The organism is Nonomuraea terrae (assembly GCF_004348995.1).
GTDB classification, from domain to species: Bacteria; Actinomycetota; Actinomycetes; order Streptosporangiales; family Streptosporangiaceae; genus Nonomuraea; species Nonomuraea terrae.
In genome coordinates, this window is sequence record NZ_SMKQ01000161.1 from 1 (window position 1) to 21,734 (window position 21,734).

The following is a 21,734-nucleotide window of genomic DNA, read 5'->3' on the forward strand; positions in this document are numbered from 1 at the left end:
CCACCGCCCCGCCCCACACCACCGCCACCAGGAACGTCCCCGCGGCGCTCACGACCGGCGACAGCAGGTGGTAGCCGATCTGCCGCCACATCGACGGGCTGCGCCAGTCCGCGGGGCCGGGCACGGGCGGGATGCGGACGCCGAGGAAGGCGTCGAACCGCGACCGCTGCACCCCCGTGAACCGCGGCACGGCCCGGCGCAGCACGGGCGGCGCCACGGCCAGCGCGAGTGTGAGCCCGCCGAGCAGCACACCGACCGGCAGGCCGGTCACCACGTGGGCCGTGTCGAGCCAGGTCCGTGCCGACCAGGGACGGGGGACTTTCATGCCAGCAACGGTATTGATCCGGCCAGTGTGGAGGAAATGGGCCTGGTGTGCCACCGCGGGGTGGAGCTAGCCCCACCCCCCCGCGGCCCTGTACGGGAGCTCCTGGCAGGTCAGAGGGTGTGGTGGTGGCGGAAGGTGATGGGGTCGAACACGCCCCCGAGCGTGGCGGACAGCCCCGCGCGGGCCGCCTCGGCGAACTCCGGCGCCCCGAGCCGCCCGGCGCCGTCCGGCAGGGCCCCGGCGAGCGGCCGGGCGGCCAGCATCTCCAGGTCGGCCACGCTGCTCCGCTCGGCGAGCCCCGGCGCCTGCGGCCACCGCCCGATCACGATGCCCGCCAGGTCGAGCCCCCGGTGCGCGAGCGCCTCCAGGGTCAGCGCCGTCCGGTTGACGGCGCCGCACCCCGCGCGTACGACCACGAGCACCTGAGCCTGCAGCGACCGGGCCAGGTCGGCGATGGTGGCGCCGTCGTCGTCGTAGCGTTCGAGCAGGCCGCCGGTGCCCTCCACGACCACCAGCCGGTTGCTCTCGGCCAGCTCCCGCGCCAGCACGGCGGCCCCCGCCAGCGACACGGGCGGCATCCCGGCGGCCCGCGCGGCCGCGGCGGGCGACAACGGCTCGGGGAAGCGCCCCAGCTCGAACGTGGTGGCCGCCCCGGACAGCCGGATCACCTGGTCGACGTCGCCGGGCTCGCCGGCCGCCACCCCCGTCTGGGCGGGCTTGACCACGGCCGCCGTGGACCCGCGCCGCAACGCGAGCGCCACCACCGCCGCCGTCACCACGGTCTTGCCCACGCCGCCGTCGGTTCCCGTGACGACCAGAACGCTCATGGCCCCAGCGTAGAAGCGACGGCCGCTACGGACGGCGCAGGCGCGTGACGAACTTGTAGCGGTCGCCGCGGTAGAGCGACTGCGCCCACTCGACGGGGTTGCCGTCGGCGTCGAAGGCGTGCCGGGTGAGCAGCAGCATCGGCAGGCCGACGTCGACACCGAGGGCCTTGGCGTCGTACGGCGTCGCCAGCACGGTCTCGATGATCTCCTCGGCGTCCGTCAGCCGCACGTTGTAGGCGTTGTGCAGCGTCTCGTACAGCGACGAGTGCACTTCCAGCTCGCGCCGCAGCCGGGGGAAGCGGCGGGCGGACAGGTGGGTGGTGTCGATCGAGACGGGCTCGCCGTTGGCCAGCCGGAGGCGGTGGATGCGCAGCACGCGGCCGCCGGGGTTGATGGCCAGCCGCCGCGCGAGTGCCTCGTCGGCGGTGATGTAACCGATGTCGAGGATCTTGGTGTCCGGCTCCAGGCCTGCCGTGCGCAGGTCGCCGATGTAGGAGGTGAGCTGGAGCACCTGGGCCACCTTCGGCTGGGCCACGAACGTGCCCTTGCCCTGGATGCGCAGCAGCCGTCCCTCGACGACCAGCTCGGTCAGCGCCTGCCTGACCGTCGTGCGGGAGGTCTCGAACCGTACGGCGAGCGTGCGCTCGGGCGGCAGCGCCGTGCCGGGCGGCAGGCTCTTGGTGAGCTCGAGCAGGCTGCGTTTCACGTCGTAGTACTTCGGAACGCGGGGGCCGTCGTCTGTCACGCGCTCACCTTCACTTCTGCCACGGCGGTGAGGGCGTGTCTGGTCACCGCGAGATCATCGGAACTCACTTTCGCCCGAGCGGTCAACCGCGGGCGCAGGCGGCTCACCGGCGCCGGTCGCGTACGGGCGTGGGCACGCGCGGCTCCGGGCAGCTCAGGTTGATGGAGAAGGATATCCGCAGCGGCCCGCAACGTCGTAACCGAGGTCCGGTGACGCGTCGTGTCGCGGAGAGAGCACCCGCCCGTGTGGATCACCTCCCGCAGGCCGCGGGCCGCCGTGCCGAGGAGGCGGGCGCCTGCGACGTGTGACGGTTCTCACATTATGAGATTTCAGCAAATGTCTGTTTGCCTGCACGGTGCTGGGTCTGTGTCGTGGGTGGGCCGGATCTGTGCCCGTCCTGTCTTCACTGTGCGAGCGCGTGGCCGTGCGCCCGCGTTCTACGGAGTTATGCCCATGTCGGGGCGACTCCGGCCACCTGTCCCGTATGCGACCGGACGTACGCGCCCGACAGGGGGTCGGTTTGGTTGTCACGGGCAAAAGCACGCATGATGCAGTCGTGCCGACTCTCAGCGACCTCGTGGCCCGCCACACCACACTTGACGAGGCCGATCTCGACTGGCTCCACTCGCTGGTCTCCGACTGGCAGCTGCTGGCCGACCTGTCCTTCGCCGACCTCATCCTGTGGGCTCCGCTGCTGGGCGAGTCCGGCTGGATCGCGATCGCGCAGATGCGCCCGACGACCGGTCCGACCGTCTACCACGACGACGTCGTCGGCACCGTCGTCGCCAAGGGCGAGCGCCACCTCATCGACACGGCCTGGAACGAACGCCGCATCTGCCGCGAGGGCGACCCCGACTGGTCCACGGGCGTGCCGGTCAGGGAGGAGACCATCCCGGTGCGCCGGGCGGTCGAGGGCGGCGAGGGCCGCTTCCTGGGCGTCATCCAGCGCTCCACGAACCTGTCGTCGGCGCGCACACCGTCCCGGCTGGAGCTGACCTACCTGCAGAGCGCCTCCGACCTGGCGCAGATGGTGGCCGAGGGGCGTTTCCCGTTCTCGGGGGAGGAGCCGATCCTGGTCCGCTCGCCGCGCGTCGGCGACGGGCTGCTCCGGCTCGACCGGGCCGGCCGGGTGACGTACGCCTCCCCGAACGCCCTGTCCGCCTACCGGCGGCTCGGCCTGCACGCCGACCTGGTCGGCGCCGAGCTGGGCCGGGTGACCGCCGCGCTGTGCTACTCCGACGAGCCGATCAACGAAGACCTGATGATCGTGGCCAGCGGGCGCGCGGCCAAGGAGACGGAGGTCGAGTCCGGCGGCACCATCGTGCAGCTGCGGGCGATCCCGCTGATCGTGGGCGGCGGCCGGATCGGCGCGCTGGTGCTCATCAGAGACGTCACCGAGCTGCGCCGGCGCGAGCGCGAGCTGATGACGAAGGACGCCACCATCCGCGAGATCCACCACCGGGTCAAGAACAACCTGCAGACCGTGGCCGCCCTGCTCCGGCTCCAGGCCAGACGGCTGCGGGTCCCGGAGGGCCGCGAGGCGCTGGAGGAGGCCGTACGCCGGGTCGGCTCGATCGCGATCGTGCACGAGACGTTGTCCCACGCGCCCGAGGAGTTCGTGAACTTCGACGAGATCGCCGACCGCGTGATCGCGATGGCGGGGGAGGTGTCCTCACCCGAGGTGGCGGTGACACCCCGTCGGGTCGGGGAGTTCGGCGTGCTGCCCTCGCTCATCGCCACGCCGCTGGCCATGGCGCTCACCGAGCTGCTGCAGAACGCGCTGCAGCACGGGCGGCCCAAGCGGCTGGAGGTCGTCGTCGAGGCGGAGCTCGACCGGCTGAACGTCACCGTCTGGGACGACGGTCAGGGGCTTCCGGCGGGCTTCGAGCTCGACGGTTCCACCAGCCTGGGATTGCAGATCGTGCGCACGCTGGTGGAGGGAGAGCTGTCGGGCCGGCTCACGATCGAGCCGCGCCTGCGGGGCGGCACCGAGGCCGTGCTGTCCATCCCGCTTCCACTCCCGCCTGGCTGAACCGGCGGGTGTGACGCGCGCGTGCGGTCAGGCGGTGAGGCGCGCGCGGGCCCGGGCGGAGCGGCGCTTGAGCGCCCGGCGCTCGTCTTCGCTGAGACCGCCCCAGACGCCGGCGTCCTGTCCGGACTCCAGCGCCCACTTCAGGCAGGCCTCGACGGCCGAGCAGGACCGACAGACCTGCTTGGCCTCTTCGATCTGCATGAGGGCGGGGCCGGAGTTGCCGATCGGGAAGAACAGCTCGGGGTCCACGTCACGGCAGGCAGCTCGGTGGCGCCAGTCCATGCGTCCACTCCTTAGTAGATGGAGCCTCTGGTCGGCTCCGTACGGCTACTACTTTGTGAAAGGTTTCACTAACCATGGCGAACAATTACCCGCGTCCTTGATGAGGACACGGGGGCTTGTCCACGGAGCGACGGTAGGGCCCTTATAGGTTTGTTAAAGGTCCTACGTTCCGACGTCCACGATGAGACTGTCAGCCACGCAGAGTGCACGCAAGGGGGTTGGCGCGAAGTTTTGCCCCTTATGGATGTCGGATGCGTCACACAATGACCGAATGTAACCAGCTAGACCAAAACTTGTAACGCGTTCGGTGTAGACCGGAATGTTACGGTTTCGCGTTCCCCCAGGTAGTCCCCGTCCAGCTGGAAGGCCACGGGACGGTCGGCCGTGAGCGTGAACTCGGCCTCGTCGTGCAGCTGAACGAGGTGCCGGCCGGAGGGAAGCGCGTCACTCTCGGTGAGGATGTGTCGGATCACCGGCGCGAGCGCGAGCGGCCCCATGCGGCGCAGCCCGAGCAGGTCGAGCCCCGTCTCGAAACCGGCCCACGGCGTGGGGCGCACGGGGCGCGGGCCGACGTACGTCCACGGCGAGGTGTTGGAGATGATCGCCATGAAGAGCCCGCGGGCCCTGGGGATGCCGGGACCGGTCAGGGTCATCGCCGGATGCCGCTTGTCCGTGGCCAGATAGTGCCGCAGAGCCGTGTTCACATACCGGGCCGGGGTAGCTTTACGCCCCGAGCCTCTGAGGCCCTCCACGGCCCGTACAACCTCGGCGTCGTATCCCATGCCCGAGCAGAACGTGAAATACCTGCTCTGCCCCTCCCACAGCGCCTGGCCCAGGCCGACCGTACGCCGGCGGCCCTCCCTGAGCGCCTCCAGCACCACGCCGGTCGACTCCACCGGGTCGTTGGGCAGTCCGAGAGCGCGGGCGAAGACGTTCGCGCTGCCGCCGGGGATCACCACCAGCCACGGCCGCCCGGAGCTCGGGTCGGCGAGATGCTGGGCCTCGCCGCCGCCCACCGGGTTGAGCAGTCCGTTGACCGTCTCGTTGATCGTCCCGTCGCCGCCGAGCACCGCCACCACGTCGTAGCCCTTGGCCCGCGCCGTCGCCGCCAGCCGGGCGGCGTGCCCGCGGTAGCGGGTCTCCTCGACGGCGAGCTCCACGGCCGCGCCGAACGCGCGAATCAGCACGTCACGCGTGCGGGCGTTCGTGGTCGTGGCCTTGGGGTTGACCAGCAGCATTGCGCGCATAGCGCCAGCGTAGCCGGTCGATGTGCTGTGCCTTATGGGCCTAACGTCCCATTTTTTCGCCTGTTTCTCTGACCGCGAGAGCCTGGCGGTAGGGTACGGACGTGAACGGTCGCCCGCTCAGCCTGCTCATCGCCACCGCGGTCGTCGCCCTGGAGGGCCTGGTCGCCGCCGGGCTCGGCGTCTTCGCCGCCGTGGAGGCGCTGACCGGCACGCCCGTCGACCTGTCGACCGCGCTGGCCGAGGCGGTGTTCGCGCTGCTGGTCGGCGCCGGGCTGCTCTGGGTCGCCGGCGGCGGATTGTTCCGGACGCAGCGATGGGGCAGGTCACCGGCCGTGCTGGCGCAGATCTTCCTGCTCCCCGTCGCCTACACGCTCATCCAGTCAGGCGTGCCGCAGCTCGGCATCCCGCTGGCCGTCGTCGCCGTGGCGGGAATCGCGACGCTCCTCGCTCCCCCCACCACCCACGCACTCTACGGCGACGGCTGACTAGTCTTCGGCCGTCAGGCCCTCGCGCAGTTGCGCGAGGGTGCGGGCGAGCAGCCGCGAGACGTGCATCTGTGAGATGCCCAGCTCGGTCGCGATCTGCGACTGCGTCATGTTGCCGAAGAACCGCAGCAGCAGGATGCGCTTCTCGCGCGGCGGCAGCCGTTCGAGCAGCGGCTTGAGCGATTCGCGGTATTCGACGCCCTCGAGCGACTCGTCCACGATGCCGAGCGAGTCGGACACCGCGGGGGCGTCGTCGTCACCGGAGTCGGGCGCGTCGAGTGACACGGTGGAGTAGGCGTTGGCCGACTCCAGGCCCTCGAGCACCTCCTCCTCGGTCATCTTCAGGTAGGAGGCCAGCTCCGCCACCGTCGGCGCGCGTCCCTCGCGCTGCGACAGGTCGCTGATCGCCTTGGTGAGCGAGAGCTTGAGCTCCTGCAGACGGCGCGGCACCCGCACCGCCCAGCCCTTGTCGCGGAAGTGCCGCTTGATCTCACCGACGATGGTCGGCGTCGCGTACGTGGAGAACTCCACGCCGCGGTTGAGGTCGAAGCGGTCGATGGACTTGATCAGACCGATGGTGGCGACCTGGGTGAGGTCGTCGAGCCACTCGCCCCTGTTGCGGAATCGGCGAGCCAGGTATTCGACCAGGGGGAGGTGAAGCTCGACCAGCTCGTCCCTGATGCGCTGACGACGCGGCTCCTCGGGGCCCAGCTCGGCCAGCTCGGCGAAAAGCTGACGGGCGCGCACCCTGTCGGGCACGGCGTGTTCGCTGGTGGCCATGGCTCCAGTCCTTTCCGTCACGCCGGCCCCGCCGATTTCTGGGCCGCGCCTCGGCGCTTGCGCAGGACGATCGCCATGCGATCGGGAGTGTCGCTCACCGCGTCGACGTCGTCGGCCAGGGCGGTCAGCACCATCCAGGCGAAGTCGTCACGCTTGGGCGCGGAGCTGCCGACCGTCGCCACCTCCACCCGGACCTGCATCTCCTGCCCCGTCAGCTCGAACTCCGCGGTCAGGTCGGTGCCCGGCACCGCCTCGCTGAGCAGCATGGCGCATGCCTCGTCGACCGCGATCCGCAGGTCTTCGATCTCGTCCAGGGTGAAGTCAAGCCGCGCCGCCAAGCCGGCGGTAGCCGTACGCAGCACAGACAGGTAGGCGCTCGCAGCGGGGAGCCTGATGCTCACCACGTCGCGGATGCCCGTCACGCCCTCCGCGCGCGTCTCGGTTTCCTCGGTCACGTTCCTCCTCGCGTATCTGACGCTGACTGCAACTTACCGCCCCTGAGAGGTGCTTGGACGATTCAGACGCGCCATCAACGGAAAAGGCTCTGTGCGGCCCGGCGGCCGCACAGAGCCTTATGGGCCGTTTTAGGCTGCCTTGGTCTCCCAGAAGATCTTGGAGATCTCGTCGATCTTGGCCAGGAGCGCGTCGGCCTGGGAGCCGTCGACCGTGCCCTTGGCGCCGGCGGCGCCGGCGAGCTTGGTGGCGTCCCAGAAGAGCTGGTGCAGCTGGGGGTACTTCTCCAGGTGCGGCGGCTTGAAGTAGTCGGTCCAGAGCACCCACAGGTGGTGCTTGACCAGCTCCGCGCGCTGCTCCTTGATGATCAGCGCGCGGGTGCGGTAGACCGGGTCCTCGTTGGCCGCGTACTTCTCCATGATCGCCTTGACCGACTCCGCCTCGATGCGGGCCTGGGCGGGGTCGTAGACCCCGCACGGCAGGTCGCAATGGGCGGATGCGACATGCTTGGGTCGTAGCAGTCGTGCGAGCATCAGAAAGTCCTTCCTTGATGCTGAATCAGCTTGGTCCACAACCGACCTTACTCGTGTCCCGATGCCTGCGGAGGAGGGGGCTACGGCCCATGAGAGTCCGTGTCGAGGGTGAATCGATGCGTCCGGCGCTGGAGCCCGGCGACTGGCTTCTCGTGCGCCGGGGCGCGGCCGTGCACCCGGGTGACCTCGTGGTGGCCAGGCTGCCCGGCGATCCTGATCGGCTCATCGTCAAGCGGGCGCAGTGGCGCAGCGAGGACGGCTGGTGGCTGGAGAGCGACAACCAGCGGGCCAGCGGGCGCCGCGACAGCTGGGATTTCGGCCCGGTCAGCGACATCGTGGGCCGCGTGGTCCTGCGCTACTGGCCCCTGGTGCGCGGCCGGCGCTAGCCGGCGTCAGGAGGCGTTCCTGCGGCGGGCGCGGAAGGCGGCCACGTTCGCGCGGCTGGCGCAGCGGGCCGAGCAGTAGCGGCGGGAGCGGTTGGAGGAGGTGTCGAGGAACGCCTGCTCGCAGTGCGGCTCCCGGCAGCGGCCGAGCCGGTCGACACCGAGCTCGGCGACGACGGCGGCCAGGCCCATCACGGCGGTCGCGGCCGGGTCATCGGCCAGGTGCAGGTGCCAGTCGTGGCCGTCGTGATCCGACAGCTGGGGGCGTACGGGATAGCGCCCGAGCAGGGCGTTCAGGCGCTCGGCCACGGCCCGGTCGTCACCCGCGGCGTCGAACACGGCGGCCAGCTCGTCGCGCAACCGCCTCAGCCCCTGGGGCGGTCGCGGATCGTTCACCAGCCGCACCGCCCACTCGGCGTAAGAGGTGAGGTCCATGTTCGAGTATTACACCAGACCGGGTGCCGGTGCGCGGTCCTGACGCGGCGGGGCGCGCCCGTCCGGGCGGCCCCGCCGTGGGTCAGTCCTCGGGGTGCAGGACGCGGTGCAGGAAGGCGCGGGTGCGATCCTGCTTGGGCTCGCCGATGACCTGGGCCGGCGGGCCGTCCTCGACGACGACGCCGCCGTCCATGAAGACCACGCGGTCGGCCACCTCGCGGGCGAAGCCCATCTCGTGGGTGACCACCAGCATGGTCATGCCCTCCTCGGCCAGCTTGCGCATGACGGTGAGCACGTCGCCGACCAGCTCGGGGTCGAGCGCCGAGGTGGGCTCGTCGAAGAGCATCAGCCCCGGGCTCATGGCCAGGGCCCTGGCGATCGCCACGCGCTGCTGCTGGCCGCCCGAGAGCTGCCCGGGCAGTGCGTCGCACTTGGCCCCCACGCCCACCTTGTCGAGGTTCTCGCGGGCGATGACCTCGGCCTCGCGCTTGCTCCGCCCGAGCACCCGCTGCTGGGCGATCATGACGTTCTGCAGCACGGTCATGTGAGGGAAGAGATTGAACTGCTGGAAAACCATGCCGATGTGCCGGCGTACGGCGTCGATGTCTACGTCGGGGTCGGTCACCTCGACGCCCTGGACGAACACCTTGCCCCGGGTCGGCTGCTCCAGCAGGTTGACGCAGCGCAGCAGGGTGGACTTGCCCGAGCCCGACGGGCCGATGACGCAGACCACCTGGCCGGGCTCGACGGTCATGTCGATGCCCTTGAGCACTTCGTTCTTGCCGAAGTGTTTGTGCAGGTCTTGCAGTTGGATGGCGTGCGTCATCGTGTCCTCCCCTTACGTCCCTCCAGCCGGGACGCGAGGTAGCCCAGCGGGATCGTGACGATCAGGTACGTCAGGCCCGCCACCATGATCGGTGTGGCGTTGGCGTACTGGGAGGCCAGGTCGTTGCCGAACTTGGCCAGCTCGACGTACTCGCCGGAGACGCCGAGGAACAACACCAGCGACGAGTCCTTGAGCAGGGCGACGAACTGGTTGGTGGTCGGCGGGATGACCATGCGGATCGCCTGGGGAATCACGACGGTGATCTGTGCCCTGGTCGCCGACATGCCCAGCGACCGCGCGGCCTCGACCTGCCCCTTCGGCACGGCCTGCAGGCCCGCGCGGAAGACCTCCGCCTGGTAGGCCGCGCCCACCAGGCCGAGCCCCAGGATGCCCTGCCCGTACGTGCCGCCGGGGACCTGGAAGCCGGGCAGCGCGAGCGGCAGGAACGTGATCAACAGGAAGATCAACAGCGCGGGCAGGCCGCGGAAGATCTCGATGTAGAGGATCGCGATCCACCGGTACGGCCGGACCTGCGAGAGCCGCATGAGCGCCAGCAACAGGCCGAACAGGAAGGAGAAGACGAACCCGCCGACGGCGTAGATGATCGTGTTCCGCAGCGCGACGGTGAACAGCTCGGGCAGCGCCTCGGAGGCCACTTCACCCTTGGCGAAGTTCTCCGCCAGGCTTTGCCAGTCGGCGTACATGACGACGGCGACGAGCGCCGCGGCCAGGACGACGTACTGGACGGCGCGGCTGATCCGCTGCTTCTTCCGCGGGCTGAGCCTGGCGCGGGCAGGCTCAGCCGTCTTCGGGTCGGCCATGGATCAGCCCAGCTCGCCGGGCTTCTTGCCGAACCACTTCACGAAGATCTGCTCGTACGTGCCATCGGACTTGGCCTCGGTGATGGCGTCGTTGATGGCCTTGAGCAGGACCGGGTCGGCGTTCTTCTTCAGGCCGACGCCGTACTGCTCACCGGTGTCGAGGCTGGCGATCATCTCGAACTTCTCGGCGACCTCCGGCTTCTTCAGCCAGGTGAGGACGACGGGCAGGTCCTGGACGATCACGTCGGCCTGGCCGGCCTGCAGGGCCAGCAGCTCCTTGGCGGAGTCGGCGTACTCGGTGGGGTCGAAGCCGGCCTTCTTGACGTAGTCGAGGCCGGTCGTGCTGGCCTGGGCGCCCAGCTTGAGACCCTTGGCCTTGACGTCGTCGAGGGACGTGGCGCCGCTGCCCTTCTTGGCGAGCAGCGCCTGCGTGGCGTCGAAGTAGGGGACGGAGAAGTCGATGTTCTTCTGGCGGTCGGGGGTGATCGTCATGCCGGCGGCGGCGACGTCGCACTTGTTCGCCGCCATCGCCGCGCCGCTCTTGATCACGGCGAAGTCGATGTCCACGATGTTCTGGGTCACGCCCAGCTTCTTCGCGGCCAGGTCGACGACGTCGACGTCGAACCCGACGATCTTGCCGCTGTCGTCCTTGAACTGGAACGGCTCGTACGGGATGTTGGTGCAGACCGTGAGCTTGCCGGGCTGCACCAGCTTGGCCGCGCTTGCTGCGCCGGACGCGCTCGCGTCGGTCGTGCCGGAGCTCGTGCCGGTCTCGCTGCCGCAGGCGGCCAGCGCGAGCGCGGCGGTCAGGGCGAGCGCGCCGGCGGTGAAACCACGGCGGCCCTTGGGGCTGAGGGCCATGTACGGCCTCCTCGAAGTGAAAAGCCAGGAAACTTGCGTTTTGTGCAGTTTAAGGGCCGTTTAGCTGCGGTCTGTCATCTGGCCTTTAACGATGCGTCAACGGAACGGCGTCAGTCTGGCTCCCGAACCGGTATATGGCAGAATCGAGAGACGGGTGACCCCCGAACCCCCCTCACGAGACGCTCGGCGAGGGGAATCTGGCAGCTACCGAAGCCAGCCCGCTCGCGCGTGTCCGCCGATGGTTTCTTCCGCTCCGATGATGACAGGGGTCGCTGTGGCCGCCACACCCGACGCTTCCGCTCATTCCACCGAAAACCTCGACCCCGCCTTCCCACTGCACCGCGGGGGCAAGATCGAGGTCCGGTCCACCGTTCCCGTCCGCGACGCGGGCGACCTGGCACTGGCCTACACGCCGGGCGTCGCGCGCGTCTGCAGCGCCATCGCCGACAACCCGGCGCTCGCCCGCGAGTACACCTGGGTCTCCAACGTGGTCGCCGTGGTCACCGACGGCACCGCCGTGCTCGGCCTCGGCGACATCGGCCCGTCGGCCGCCATGCCGGTCATGGAGGGCAAGGCGCTGCTGTTCAAGGAGTTCGCCGGCGTCGACGCCGTCCCGCTCTGCCTCGACTGCACCGACGTCGACGCCCTGGTCGAGACCGTCGTGCGGCTCGCGCCGTCGTTCGGCGGCGTCAATCTCGAGGACATCAGCGCCCCGCGCTGCTTCGAGGTCGAGGAGCGGCTGCGCGAGCGGCTCGACATCCCGGTCTTCCACGACGACCAGCACGGCACCGCCATCGTGGTGCTCGCCGCGCTCCAGAACGCCGCCCGCCTGACCGGCCGCCCGCTCGGCGACCTGCGGGCCGTCGTGGCCGGCGCGGGCGCCTCCGGCGTCGCCGTCACCCGCATCCTGCTGGAGGCCGGCATCGGCGACATCGCCGTCTCCGACTCCAAGGGCATGATCTACCAGGGCCGCGAGGGCCTCAACCCGGTCAAGGAGGCCCTCGCCCGCGACACCAACCGCGCGCGGCACACCGGCTCCACCGAGGAGGCCCTGGAGGGCGCCGACGTGTTCGTGGGGCTGTCGGGCTCGACCCTGTCGGAGGAGGCCGTCGCCGCGATGGCCCCCGGCGCGATCGTCTTCGCTCTCTCCAACCCCACGCCGGAGGTCCACCCCGACATCGCCGCCAAGCACGCCGGCGTCGTGGCCACCGGGCGCTCCGACTTCCCCAACCAGATCAACAACGTGCTGGCCTTCCCCGGCGTGTTCCGCGGCGCCCTCGACGTGCGCGCCTCCGCCATCACCGAGAACATGAAGGTGGCCGCCGCGAACGCGCTGGCCGGCGTGGTGGGCGACGACCTGTCGCCGACGTACGTGATCCCGAGCCCGTTCGACGACCGTGTGGCGCCCGCCGTGAGCGCGGCCGTGGCCGCCCAGGCTCGCGCGGACGGTGTCGCGCGCGTCTGAGCCCCACCCGGGACGCCCCTCTGCGGGGCGTCCCGATTTTTTTACGCCTACTTGCCGCTGCCTCGGGTAGGCGTGTGGATTTGTGTGGGGCACCTTGGGGAATGGCCAAGATTCCTTTACTGAAAGTGCTATAACTGTAGCTCTCTGTAAGGACGTGGGCGCCGGCTCCTGTGACGAGGAGAGCGATGGAACGCGAGCCGAATCGACTGCTGCAGCAGCTCATCGCAGAGGCGGGCTTTTCTCACAAGGGACTTGCCAGGTGTCTCAACGATCTCGGAGCCGCGCGCGGCACCCCGGGCCTCAAGTACGACCACAGCTCCGTCCTGCGCTGGATCGGCGGGCAGCGTCCGCGCGATCCGGTTCCGTCCTTGCTCGCCGAGATCTTCTCGCTGCGGCTGGGCCGGCCGGTCACCCCCGAACACCTGGGGATGGCGGCCACCAGCACGCCGCTTGATCTCGGCCAGGAGTTCACGCACACGTGGCAGGAGGGGATCTCGACCGTGACAGCGCTGTGGCGGGCCGATGTGGAGAGACGGAGGTTCCTGATCGATTCGACGTTCGCGATCGGGGCCGGCTCCGTCGGGGCCATCCGCTGGTTGACGTCCCCGGCCGACGGGCGCCTGGGCGGCACCGGCACGCGACGGGTCGGCCAGACCGACATCGCCGCGATCCAGGAGGTCACCCGTTCCTTCGGTGAGCTCGACAACCGCTTCGGCAGCGGCCGCGTCCGCTCCTCGGTGGTCAAATACCTCGACACCGCCGTCTCGCCGTTACTCAAGGACGGCTCGTACGGCGAGCCGACCGGCAGGCGGCTCGCCGCGGCCGCCGCCGAGCTGACCCGGCTGGCGGGCTGGATGGCCTACGACATGGAGCAGCACGGCATCGCCCAGCGCTACCTCATCCAGGCCCTGAGTCTGGCCAGGGGCGCCGGCGACCAGACGCTGGGCGGCGAGATCCTGGCCGGCATGGCCCACCAGGCGATCTACATGGGCCAGCCCGGCCACGCCCTCGACCTCGCCAGGGCCTCCCAGATGGCCGCCCGCCGCGCGGGGATCAAGACGCTGCAGTCCTCCGCCCACGTCCTGGAGGCGCACGCACACGCCGGTCTGGGGGACGCCCGTGCCTGCGGGGCCTCGCTCAACGAGGCCGAGCGCGCGTTCACGGCCCGCAGGGCCGGCGAGGAGCCGCCGTGGCTCAGCTACTTCGACGAGGCCTATCTCGCGGCGAAGTTCGCCCATTGCTTCCGCGACCTCGGCCAGGGCGGGCGCGCCGTCGAGCAGGCGCGGCGTTCGCTCGACATGGACGGCCGCTACGTGCGGGGGCGGATGTTCAACCTGTCGCTGCTGGCCGCGGGGCTGCTGCAGTGCGGGGAGGTGGAGGAGGCGTGCACGGCCGCGGCCGACGCGCTGGCGCTGGCGGGGGAGCTGCAGTCGGTGCGGTCCCGGTCGTACGCGGCCGATCTGCGGCGGCGGCTGGAGCCGTACCGGGAGGAGCGGCCGGTGCGGGAGCTGCGGGAGCGGGCGCGGGAGCTCGCGGCCGTCTGAGCGCGCGCCTTCACGCGTAAGACCGGCTGTCCGAGACGTGAACCCGGGCCTTCCGCGTAAGGCCTGCTGCGCGAGACGTGAGCCTGGGTCTTCGCTGTCTGAGATGTGGAACGCCGCCAGGCCGGCCGTCTGAGACGTGAATCGGGTTTTCGCCGCAAGGCCGGCTGTTCGAGACGTGGAACGGCCCGGGCCTTCGAATACACCCGCGAGGCCCGGGCCGTCTTGCGCGTTCGTCTACTTGAGCAGTTCGCCGTTCGGGCCGACGATCGACTTGGTCTTCGCGTAGTTCGCCTTGTTGTAGACGTCCGCGACCTCGCCGTCGAAGATCGCCGAGCTGACGTAGTCGATGCGGTCGTTGCCGTCGTAGTCGTGGAACATGCTCGTCACGCCGTTGACGTAGCCGGTGCGCTTGTTGTTGTCGTACTTCATGAGCCAGGGGCCGCCGTCGGCGCCGCCGGTCATGGAGCACTTGAGCACCTGGTGCGTCTCGACCCTGAACATGTTGACCTGCCAGCTCTTGGTGCCGGTCTTGCCCGCGCACCACTTCGGCGTCACGCCGGAGAACGGACGGTCGCCGTCGGGGTGGGGAGCGCTGGGGTAGCCGAAGACGGTCACCGACTGGCCGAGCGGCTGGTTCCAGGCGACGCCCTGACCGCCGACGACGTCACCGAGCCGGCCCATGTCCTTGGCCATGCCGATGAAGTAGTGGTCGCGGAAGTAGCGGACGGTCTTGCCGGCCTTCACCCACTGCTTGATGTAGTAGTGGTTCTCGAACCAGGCGGTCTCGACGTCGCCGACCTTGGTCACTTCGAGCTTGCCGGTCCACTTGCCGTCGCCCTGCTTGGCCTGGAGCTCCTTGAACGTCTCCTGGCTGATGGGCGTGCGGACCTTCTCGTACTGCTCGCCGTTGACGTCGGCGGCGGTGTCCTTGGCAGCCTTCTCGTACTCGGACTCCGTGACCTCGACCTTGGTCAGGGTCTTCTCGCCCGGGTAGTTGTGGGCCACCTTCTCCGGGGTGACGTCCTCGTCCTTCGACCAGTACGGCCCGGCGGGCCCGTACTTCTCGAAGCCGGCGTCGTACTCGTCCTTCTTGATCTCTTCGTGCTTGATCCACTTGTCGCCGGCCCACTTGGCGAACTCGCTCTTGACGACCTCCTTCTGGCCGGTCAGGGCGAAGCCGTTGTGGACGGCGACGAAGGCGAAGTCGCCGTCGTAGTCGTCGTAGGTGTCGAGATCGTAGGCGGTGAAGGCGTACGCGCCGACGTAGACGCCGAAGGGGGCCTTGCCCTGGAAGTAACCGGGGATGAAGACCCACTTGTCGTAGACGTCGTCCTTGCCGTCGCTCTCGAAGACGCAGTGGCCGGCGGTGGCGACGAGGTTGCGCTGCTGGGACTGGATGGAGGTGGCCGAGCACCAGTGGAGGTGCCCGTCCTTGTCCTGGAAGAACACCTTGCCGATGGTCTTCGGCAGGTTCACGTTCTTGGAAGCGGCCGGCTTGGCGGTGGTCGTCGGGCCGGTCATGCCCGGCTTCCCGTCGGTGGTGTCCGTGGTCTTCGCGCTGACCAGCTTGGGGACGTCCTTGGTGTCCAGCCGGTACTGGGTCGCCTTGCGCAGGGCGGCGCCGTTCGCGTCCATCCAGAAGGCGGCGGCGCCGTAGGCGTCGGCCGGCTTGGGCAGGAGGTTGTCGGACGCCCACGTGGGTGCGGCGGAGGCGGGGACGGCAAGGGCGGCGGCGCTCAGGCCGGCAACGGCGAGGGGGAAGAGCAGGCGCTTCACGGAAGGCTCCACGGTTGTCAAAAAGGGGTGTAAAGACCCTATCGACCCTTGAGTCACTCTGGTAAGGGAAACCACTTTATTTTCAGCCCAGACAGGCCAAAGGGCCCGGCTGGCTGCCGAGCCCTTTGGTTTGCTGCTGGTTACTGCTGCGCCAGGATTACTCGGCGGCCGGGACGAGCTTGCCGGACCACGAGGCCGCAGCGGCCTTGTAGATCGCGGCGGTCTCGCCGTCGAAGATCGCCGAGGTGATCGTGTCGTAGCGGTCGTTCTTGTCGGTGTCAGCGATGAGGCTGGTGACACCGCTCACGTAGCCGAGACGCTTGGTGTTGCTGTAGTTGGACAGCCACGGGCCACCGTCGTAGCCGGCGGTCACGGCGCACTTCAGCGACTGCTGCTCCTCGACCTTCTTGGAAGCGATGGTGAGGACCTTGCTCGCCGACTTGCCGTAGCACCACTTCGGCGTGACACCGGTGTACGGCTTGTTGCCGTCCAGGTGCGGGCCGAAGGGGTAACCGAAGGTGCGGACGGTCTTGCCGGGGCCCTGGTTCCAGGCAACGCCCTGGCCACCGACGTTGTCGCCCAGGCGGCCGTTCGACTTGATCGAGGCCTCGACGACGTAGTACTCCTCGACCCAGTACTTCATCTCAGCGGTCGACTTGACCCACTTCTTGACGTAGAACTGCTGCTTGAACCACGCGGTCTCGACGCCGTTGGCGTCCTTGACCACGCGGAGCGCGCCCAGGAACTTGCCGTCGCCCTTGGCGGCAACCAGGGAGTTGTACTCCTCCTGGCTGATCGCCGTCTCGGTGCTCAGACGCTCGAACTTCATGCCGTTGTCGAGGCCGGTCTTGGCAGCGTCGTAAACGCTCTTGGTGACCTCGACGCCGGTCAGCTGGACGCCGTTGACGCCCTTGCTGATGTAGTCCTCGATCTTCGCGGCAGCGTCCGCCGGCATGGCCACGGACTCGACCTTGGGGTCTGCCAGCTTGGACTTGAAGGGGCCGGCCTCACCGTACTGGTCGAAGCCCTTCGCGAACTCCGCCTCGGTGATGGGGGTCTCCTTGACGAGGACCTTCTCACCCTTGGCGGCAGCAGCCTTGGCCTCGCTCGGCGTCAGCTTGTGGACCTTGGCGTCCACGCTGCCGATGCCGTCGTACACGGTCACGAACGCGTAGTCGCGGTCGTAGTCCTCGTAGACGTCGAAGTCGTAGTGGGTGAACGCCTGCTTACCCACGTAGATCCCGAACGGCGCCTTGCCCTGGTAGTAACCGGGGACGAAGACCCACTTGTCCAGCGTGGACGCGTTGTTGTCCGTGTCGTAGACGCAGTGCCCGGCCGTGGCGACCAGGTTGCGGTACTGCGACTGGATCGAGGTACCGGAGCACCAGTACTTCTTGCCGTCCTTGACGAAGAAAACCTTGCCGATGGTCTTCGGCAGGTTCACGTTCTGAACCTTGGCGGTGGTCTTCTTCTCCTCGCCGATGGGGGCGGTGGAGCCGGCCTTGGTGTCGGCCGTGTAGCCGCCACCGCTCTTGATCTGCGAGACCTCGAGGTTGTCCGGGTTGAAGGCCGTGGCGCCCCTGAGCGCCTTGTTGTTGCTGGCGGTCCAGAACTTGACGGCCTGCCACGCCTTCGCCTCAGCGTTGATGGTGTCGGTCTTCACCTTGCCATCAGCGTGGGCGGTGCCGGCCAGGCCGGCAGCCAGAAGACCAGTGGCCAGAACGATGCCACTGGCGGGGAGGAGGATGCGCTTCAAGGTAACTCCTTGCGCTGTCGTGGAACGCCTCTTGCGTCCCATTCGTCAGTAAAGGGATAGCCAGGAACATACAGTGTCGATCTTGGTCCCGGGTAGCCGCTTCGGCAGGAAAACAGGCGACTCGTGGGGCCGTGATCGTTCTGTGATGTTTAAAGGGCTGATGCGCAGGAGTTGCGGGAAGACCGTCTCGTGACCATTTGGCCTGATCAACATAAGGGCGTTGTCAGTGTGACTGGCGGGGTCAGAGCCCGTTCCTGATCCGTTCCAGAAAAGCTGTGTGACGCAGATCACATGGATCCAGTGGCACCGTCCTGGCGTCCCGTGCGTCAAAAAGCCTTTCACTTTCCGGGAAGCAGAAAGGGCCCGGCTGGTTGCCGGGCCCTCTCCGCTGTCACGGGTTACACGAACGGCTCAGGTCCGGTCGCGGAACGTCGTCACTTAGACGATCTTGCCGGACCAGGAGGCCGCGGCGGCCTTGTAGACGGTGTTGGTCTCACCGTCGAAGTACGGCGACGAGACGTAGTCCACGCGGCCGTTCTTGTCCTGGTCGTTGAAGGTGCTGATGACACCGTTCACGTAGCCGAGACGCTTGTCGTTCTTGTAGTTGTACAGCCACGGACCACCGTCGGCGCCCTCGGTCATGGCGCACTTGAGGGCGACGTGCTCCTCGATCTTCTTGGCAGCAGAACCCTGCAGCTTGCTGCTGGTCTTGCCGTAGCACCACTTGGGCGTGACGCCGGTGTAGTTCTTGTTGCCGTCGGGGTGAGGAGCGGCCGGGTAGCCGAACACGCGGACGTACTTGCCGGTGGGCTGGTTCCAGGAGAAGCCCTGACCACCGACGTTGTCGCCCAGGCGGCCCTTGTCAGCAGCGGAGATGTCGACGACGTAGTAGTCCTCGACCCAGTACTTCATCTGAGCGGTGCTCTTGACCCACTTCTTGATGAAGTACTGCTGCTTGAACCAGGCGATCTCGGTCTTCTTGTCGTCACCGAGCTGGGCGCGGACGTCGCCCATGAACTTGCCGTCGCCCTTGGCGTCCTTGAGCTGCTCGTACTCCTCCTTGCTGATGGGGAGTTCCTTGCTCAGGCGCTCGAACTTGTCGCCGTTGTCCCAGCCGGTGCCGGCCGCGGTGTACTGAGACTTGTAGACCTCAGCACCCGTGAGCCGGACGCCCTCGGTCGGGCCCTCGCCACGGATGTAGGCGTCGATGTTGCTGTTGCTGACATCGGCGGGCTTGGCGACCGTCTCGACCTTCGGGTCGGCGGCCTTCGACTTGAAGGGGCCCGCGTCGCCGTACTTCTCGTAGCCGGCGTCGAACTCGTCCTTCGTGATCGGCGTCTCCTTGACGAAGCCGACGCCGCCCTTGGCGACGTGCGACCGGTACTCGCTCGGAGTGACCTTGGTGGTCTTGCCGTCGACGGAAACGCCGTTGTACACGGTCACGAACGCGTAGTCGCGGTCGTAGTCCTCGTACACGTCGAAGTCGTAGTGGGTGAACGCCTGCTTACCCACGTAGATGCCGAACGGCGCCTTGCCCTGGTAGTAACCCGGGACGAAGACCCACTTGTCCATGACGTCGGAGTTCGTCGCCGTGTCGTACACGCAGTGGCCGGCCGTGGCGACCAGGTTGCGGTACTTGGACTGGATCGAAGTGGCGGAGCACCACTTCTTCTCGCCCTTGTCGTTGACGAAGAACACCTTGCCGATGGTCTTCGGCATGTTGACGTTCTGGACCTTGCTGGAGGTCTTCTTCTCCTCGCCGATCGGAGCGGTCGAGCCCGGCTTGGTGTCCGAGCTGTACCCGCCCTTGCTCTGGAGCTGGGCGACGTCGGTCTTGTCCCAGACGTTCGACTCCTTGGCGGCCTTGAGGGCCGCACCGTTGTTCTCCGCCCAGAACTGCGCGATGGCCTTCGCGTTGGCGGCCGAGGTCGCCATGTTGTCCTTCGCCACGACCGTGTCGGCGGTGGCCGTGCCGGCCAGGCCGGCGGCCAGGAGGCCGGTGGCCATGACGATGCCACCGGCGGGGATGAGGATGCGCTTCAAGGGAACTGCTCCTTGCTCTGTCGTGGGTCGCAACTTGCGTCCCATGCGTCAGTAAAGGGATAGCAAGGAACATAGCGTGGTGATCTCCGCAGGTGAAACCCGCTTTGGAACATCCGATCCCGCCCTCCCTCGCCGTGACCTGTTCGTGACCTGTCAGACGATCTCGCGGGCCGTGATCACTAAGTTACGTTTTTGCAGGAAATGAGGGGATTGATATTGCCGGGACGAAAGTGCCGTTAGTGTCCCGCCACTTTGCGTAGCCAGCACAATGTGACTCAGATCACAGGAACCAGATGGGAACGTGCCCCGTCTAATCTGGCTCGTTCCCCACAGGAAACGTTCAGGGTCCGGCTCGGTGCTGCCCGATTTACCCGATTTTAGGGGTGTCGTCCCGGCTCCTCGCGGCGCCGTACAACCCCCGGAAACAAGGCGAGGGCCTCCGGCACACAGTGCCGAAGACCCTCGCTTTCCCCTGGTAGGGCTTACTTGTACAGCTCCCCGCGGGGGCCGACGATGCGGCCGGTCCACGAGTTCTTGGCCGCGTTGTACACAGCGGCCGTCTCGCCGTCGAAGTACGGCGTGGTGATGTAGTCGATCCGGTCGTTGGTGTCCTGGTCGGCGAACGTGCTCGTCACGCCGTTGACGTAACCCAGGCGCTTGCCGTTGCTGTAGTTGAGCAGCCAGGGGCCGCCGTCGTAACCCGGGGTGACGGCGCACTTGAGGCCGACGTGCTCCTCGATCTTCAGCCAGGAGGCGCCCACGGTCTTCGCGGTGGTGTTGCCGTAGCAGTGCTTCGGCGTCACGCCCGAGTACGGCTTGTCGCCGTCAGGGTGCGGAGCCGCCGGGTAACCGAAGGTGCGCACGGGCTTGCCGGTGGGCTGGTTCCACGCGAAGCCCTGACCGCCCACGTTGTCGCCGAGGCGGCCGGCGTCCTTCGAGAGCAGGATGTAGTAACGCCCGCCCCACGACCGCTTCGGCCCGGTGAAGCGCTGGTAGTCCCTGCGGTCGACCTGCTTGACGCCGTTGAACAGGACGCCGTTGTAGACGGTGACGAACGCGTAGTCGCGGTCGTAGTCCTCGTAGACGTCGAAGTCGTAGTGGGTGTAGGCCTGCTTGCCCACGTAGATGCCCCACGGGGCCTTGCCCTGGTAGTAGCCGGGGACGAAGACCCACTTGTCGAGAGTGGGGGAGTTGGTCTCCGTGTCGTACACGCAGTGGCCCGCGGTGGCGACCAGGTTGCGGTAGTTCGACTGGATGGAGGTGGCCGTGCACCAGCGGAACCGGCCGGAGCCGTCGACGAAGAAGACCTTGCCGACGGTCTTGGGCAGGTTGATGTTCTGGGCCGAGCCGGTGGACTTCGACTCACCGGTCGGGGCCGTCATGCCGGGCCGGCCGTCGGCGTCGTAGCCGCCCTTGGAGACGACCTTCCGCACCTCCTTCGAGTCCCATGTGTACTGGGTCGCGGAGCGAAGGGCGGCGCCGTTCGAGGCGAGCCAGAAGGAGGCGACGGAGACCGCTTCGGCGTTGTTGCGCGCCATGGGGTCGTGGGCGACACCGGCGGCGGCCTGGGCGGCCGTGCCGGACAGGCCGGAGGCGAGCAGTCCGGTGGCCAGAACGGCGCCACCGGCGGGGAGAAGGATTCGCTTCAAGGTAACTCCAGGTTGCGCTGACTGGAGGCGCCTCTTGCGCCTCCGCAACTCAGCAAACGGACAGCCCGGAACTTACAGCGTGACCTGCAAGCCTGGAGTTACCGGCGAATCCGGTCGAACGTTCCAAACGTGGACGTGATCATTCCGTGACAAAAGAACTGGCTGATCACCCGCTGTGATCACGTGGTTGCTATGACTTAGGTCACATTTGCCGGTGTAGTGACCGATGCGGCGTGGCGGTAGATCTGCCCCGTCGTGGTGTCGAAGTACGGAGACGACACCGCATCGTAGAAACCGCCCGGGTTTCGGTTCCAGGTCAGGCTGTTGACGCCGTTGAGGCCGCCGAGTTGGCGGGTCTCGTCGTAGCCGATGACCCACGGGCCGCCGCTGACCCCTGCGCTGAAGCCGCAGGGCTGCAGCTCGACGCCCTTCTGGACGTCGCGGGCGGGGGCGACGGTGAAGCGGG

General features: G+C 68.2%; 20 protein-coding genes and 2 pseudogenes. 5 read left to right on the top strand and 17 right to left on the bottom strand.

The features are described 5' to 3' along the window. From E1286_RS34605 to E1286_RS34615, 3 genes and pseudogenes are all read right to left on the bottom strand, one after another. Nucleotides 1-325: pseudogene (locus E1286_RS34605) on the bottom strand (sensor histidine kinase); the annotation flags it as partial. A gap of 110 nt (nt 326-435) precedes the next feature. Then, a complete protein-coding gene (gene bioD, locus E1286_RS34610; RefSeq protein ID WP_132619339.1) occupies nt 436-1,152 on the bottom strand; it encodes a dethiobiotin synthase in 717 nt (238 codons plus the stop codon). A 25-nt stretch (nt 1,153-1,177) separates the two neighbouring features. Next, on the bottom strand, nt 1,178-1,897 hold the full coding sequence (locus E1286_RS34615; protein ID WP_111181432.1) for a GntR family transcriptional regulator: 720 nt from the start codon (nt 1,895-1,897) through the stop codon (nt 1,178-1,180). Between the two features lie 556 nt (nt 1,898-2,453). Between E1286_RS34615 and E1286_RS34620 the strand changes: the two genes are divergently transcribed. Beyond that, on the top strand, nt 2,454-3,929 hold the full coding sequence (locus tag E1286_RS34620) for a PAS domain-containing sensor histidine kinase (RefSeq protein ID WP_132619341.1): 1,476 nt from the start codon (nt 2,454-2,456) through the stop codon (nt 3,927-3,929). A gap of 27 nt (nt 3,930-3,956) precedes the next feature. Here E1286_RS34620 and E1286_RS34625 read toward each other — a convergent pair whose 3' ends face one another. Next, nucleotides 3,957-4,211: a WhiB family transcriptional regulator gene (locus E1286_RS34625; protein WP_132619343.1), complete on the bottom strand. Its 255-nt coding sequence runs from the start codon at nt 4,209-4,211 to the stop codon at nt 3,957-3,959. Nucleotides 4,212-4,492: 281 nt separating this feature from the next. Continuing rightward, nucleotides 4,493-5,458, bottom strand: a complete 966-nt coding sequence (locus tag E1286_RS34630) for a diacylglycerol/lipid kinase family protein (protein ID WP_132619345.1) — start codon at nt 5,456-5,458, stop codon at nt 4,493-4,495. A 101-nt stretch (nt 5,459-5,559) separates the two neighbouring features. On the opposite strand from E1286_RS34630, the gene E1286_RS34635 reads away from it, so the two are divergent. After that, a complete protein-coding gene (locus E1286_RS34635; protein ID WP_132619347.1) occupies nt 5,560-5,943 on the top strand; it encodes a hypothetical protein in 384 nt (127 codons plus the stop codon). Here the strand turns inward: E1286_RS34635 and E1286_RS34640 are convergent, their stop codons facing one another. From E1286_RS34640 to sodN, 3 genes are all read right to left on the bottom strand, one after another. Further along, nucleotides 5,944-6,723 carry an RNA polymerase sigma factor SigF gene (locus E1286_RS34640; protein WP_020544159.1) on the bottom strand — a complete coding sequence of 260 codons (780 nt, stop codon included), beginning with the start codon at nt 6,721-6,723 and terminating at the stop codon, nt 5,944-5,946. 17 nt (nt 6,724-6,740) lie between these two features. Beyond that, entirely contained in the window at nt 6,741-7,178 is a 438-nt protein-coding gene (locus tag E1286_RS34645) for an ATP-binding protein (protein WP_111181437.1), read from the bottom strand. Between the two features lie 129 nt (nt 7,179-7,307). Then, complete coding sequence (gene sodN / locus E1286_RS34650; RefSeq protein WP_132619349.1) at nt 7,308-7,709, bottom strand: superoxide dismutase, Ni; 402 nt, start codon at nt 7,707-7,709, stop codon at nt 7,308-7,310. Between the two features lie 89 nt (nt 7,710-7,798). Between sodN and E1286_RS34655 the strand changes: the two genes are divergently transcribed. Next, nucleotides 7,799-8,095: a S24 family peptidase gene (locus E1286_RS34655; RefSeq protein WP_132619351.1), complete on the top strand. Its 297-nt coding sequence runs from the start codon at nt 7,799-7,801 to the stop codon at nt 8,093-8,095. A gap of 6 nt (nt 8,096-8,101) precedes the next feature. On the opposite strand, the gene E1286_RS34660 is transcribed toward E1286_RS34655, so the two are convergent. From E1286_RS34660 to E1286_RS34675, 4 genes are all read right to left on the bottom strand, one after another. Next, a complete protein-coding gene (locus E1286_RS34660) occupies nt 8,102-8,527 on the bottom strand; it encodes a CGNR zinc finger domain-containing protein (protein ID WP_132619353.1) in 426 nt (141 codons plus the stop codon). Between the two features lie 82 nt (nt 8,528-8,609). Further along, on the bottom strand, nt 8,610-9,353 hold the full coding sequence (locus E1286_RS34665; protein WP_132619355.1) for an amino acid ABC transporter ATP-binding protein: 744 nt from the start codon (nt 9,351-9,353) through the stop codon (nt 8,610-8,612). Further along, complete coding sequence (locus E1286_RS34670; RefSeq protein ID WP_132619357.1) at nt 9,350-10,174, bottom strand: amino acid ABC transporter permease; 825 nt, start codon at nt 10,172-10,174, stop codon at nt 9,350-9,352. The genes E1286_RS34665 and E1286_RS34670 overlap by 4 nt, the downstream gene beginning before the upstream one ends. Before the next feature lie 3 nt (nt 10,175-10,177). After that, on the bottom strand, nt 10,178-11,035 hold the full coding sequence (locus E1286_RS34675; protein WP_132619359.1) for an ABC transporter substrate-binding protein: 858 nt from the start codon (nt 11,033-11,035) through the stop codon (nt 10,178-10,180). A 259-nt stretch (nt 11,036-11,294) separates the two neighbouring features. Between E1286_RS34675 and E1286_RS34680 the strand changes: the two genes are divergently transcribed. Together E1286_RS34680 and E1286_RS48295 are read left to right on the top strand one after the other, a co-directional pair. Then, nucleotides 11,295-12,500, top strand: a complete 1,206-nt coding sequence (locus E1286_RS34680) for an NAD(P)-dependent malic enzyme (protein ID WP_187368262.1) — start codon at nt 11,295-11,297, stop codon at nt 12,498-12,500. Nucleotides 12,501-12,685: 185 nt separating this feature from the next. Continuing rightward, nucleotides 12,686-14,044 carry an NsdA family TPR-like regulatory protein gene (locus E1286_RS48295; protein ID WP_165970044.1) on the top strand — a complete coding sequence of 453 codons (1,359 nt, stop codon included), beginning with the start codon at nt 12,686-12,688 and terminating at the stop codon, nt 14,042-14,044. A 234-nt stretch (nt 14,045-14,278) separates the two neighbouring features. Here E1286_RS48295 and E1286_RS34690 read toward each other — a convergent pair whose 3' ends face one another. From E1286_RS34690 to E1286_RS48300, 5 genes and pseudogenes are all read right to left on the bottom strand, one after another. Further along, the gene (locus E1286_RS34690) at nt 14,279-15,820 is read right to left on the bottom strand and encodes a trypsin-like serine peptidase (RefSeq protein ID WP_132619363.1); all 1,542 of its coding nucleotides are present in this window, start codon (nt 15,818-15,820) and stop codon (nt 14,279-14,281) included. 157 nt (nt 15,821-15,977) lie between these two features. Then, nucleotides 15,978-17,576: a trypsin-like serine peptidase gene (locus E1286_RS34695; RefSeq protein ID WP_132619365.1), complete on the bottom strand. Its 1,599-nt coding sequence runs from the start codon at nt 17,574-17,576 to the stop codon at nt 15,978-15,980. Nucleotides 17,577-18,014: 438 nt separating this feature from the next. After that, entirely contained in the window at nt 18,015-19,619 is a 1,605-nt protein-coding gene (locus E1286_RS34700; protein WP_132619367.1) for a trypsin-like serine peptidase, read from the bottom strand. Nucleotides 19,620-20,101: 482 nt separating this feature from the next. Then, nucleotides 20,102-21,268 (bottom strand): trypsin-like serine peptidase, encoded by a 1,167-nt coding sequence (locus E1286_RS34705; RefSeq protein ID WP_132619369.1) that lies wholly within the window; start codon nt 21,266-21,268, stop codon nt 20,102-20,104. 197 nt (nt 21,269-21,465) lie between these two features. After that, nucleotides 21,466-21,734, bottom strand: a pseudogene (locus E1286_RS48300) (hypothetical protein); the annotation flags it as partial.

Coding starts and splice junctions, on each gene's coding strand:
- E1286_RS34640 (WP_020544159.1), bottom strand. CDS start 6,723: ATGGCCACCAGCGAACACGCCGTGCCCGACAGGGTGCGCGCCCGTCAG.
- E1286_RS34655 (WP_132619351.1), top strand. CDS start 7,799: ATGAGAGTCCGTGTCGAGGGTGAATCGATGCGTCCGGCGCTGGAGCCC.
- E1286_RS34665 (WP_132619355.1), bottom strand. CDS start 9,353: ATGACGCACGCCATCCAACTGCAAGACCTGCACAAACACTTCGGCAAG.
- E1286_RS34630 (WP_132619345.1), bottom strand. CDS start 5,458: ATGCGCGCAATGCTGCTGGTCAACCCCAAGGCCACGACCACGAACGCC.
- E1286_RS34625 (WP_132619343.1), bottom strand. CDS start 4,211: ATGGACTGGCGCCACCGAGCTGCCTGCCGTGACGTGGACCCCGAGCTG.
- E1286_RS48295 (WP_165970044.1), top strand. CDS start 12,686: ATGGAACGCGAGCCGAATCGACTGCTGCAGCAGCTCATCGCAGAGGCG.
- sodN (WP_132619349.1), bottom strand. CDS start 7,709: ATGCTCGCACGACTGCTACGACCCAAGCATGTCGCATCCGCCCATTGC.
- E1286_RS34680 (WP_187368262.1), top strand. CDS start 11,295: ATGACAGGGGTCGCTGTGGCCGCCACACCCGACGCTTCCGCTCATTCC.
- E1286_RS34670 (WP_132619357.1), bottom strand. CDS start 10,174: ATGGCCGACCCGAAGACGGCTGAGCCTGCCCGCGCCAGGCTCAGCCCG.
- E1286_RS34675 (WP_132619359.1), bottom strand. CDS start 11,035: ATGGCCCTCAGCCCCAAGGGCCGCCGTGGTTTCACCGCCGGCGCGCTC.
- E1286_RS34660 (WP_132619353.1), bottom strand. CDS start 8,527: ATGGACCTCACCTCTTACGCCGAGTGGGCGGTGCGGCTGGTGAACGAT.
- bioD (WP_132619339.1), bottom strand. CDS start 1,152: ATGAGCGTTCTGGTCGTCACGGGAACCGACGGCGGCGTGGGCAAGACC.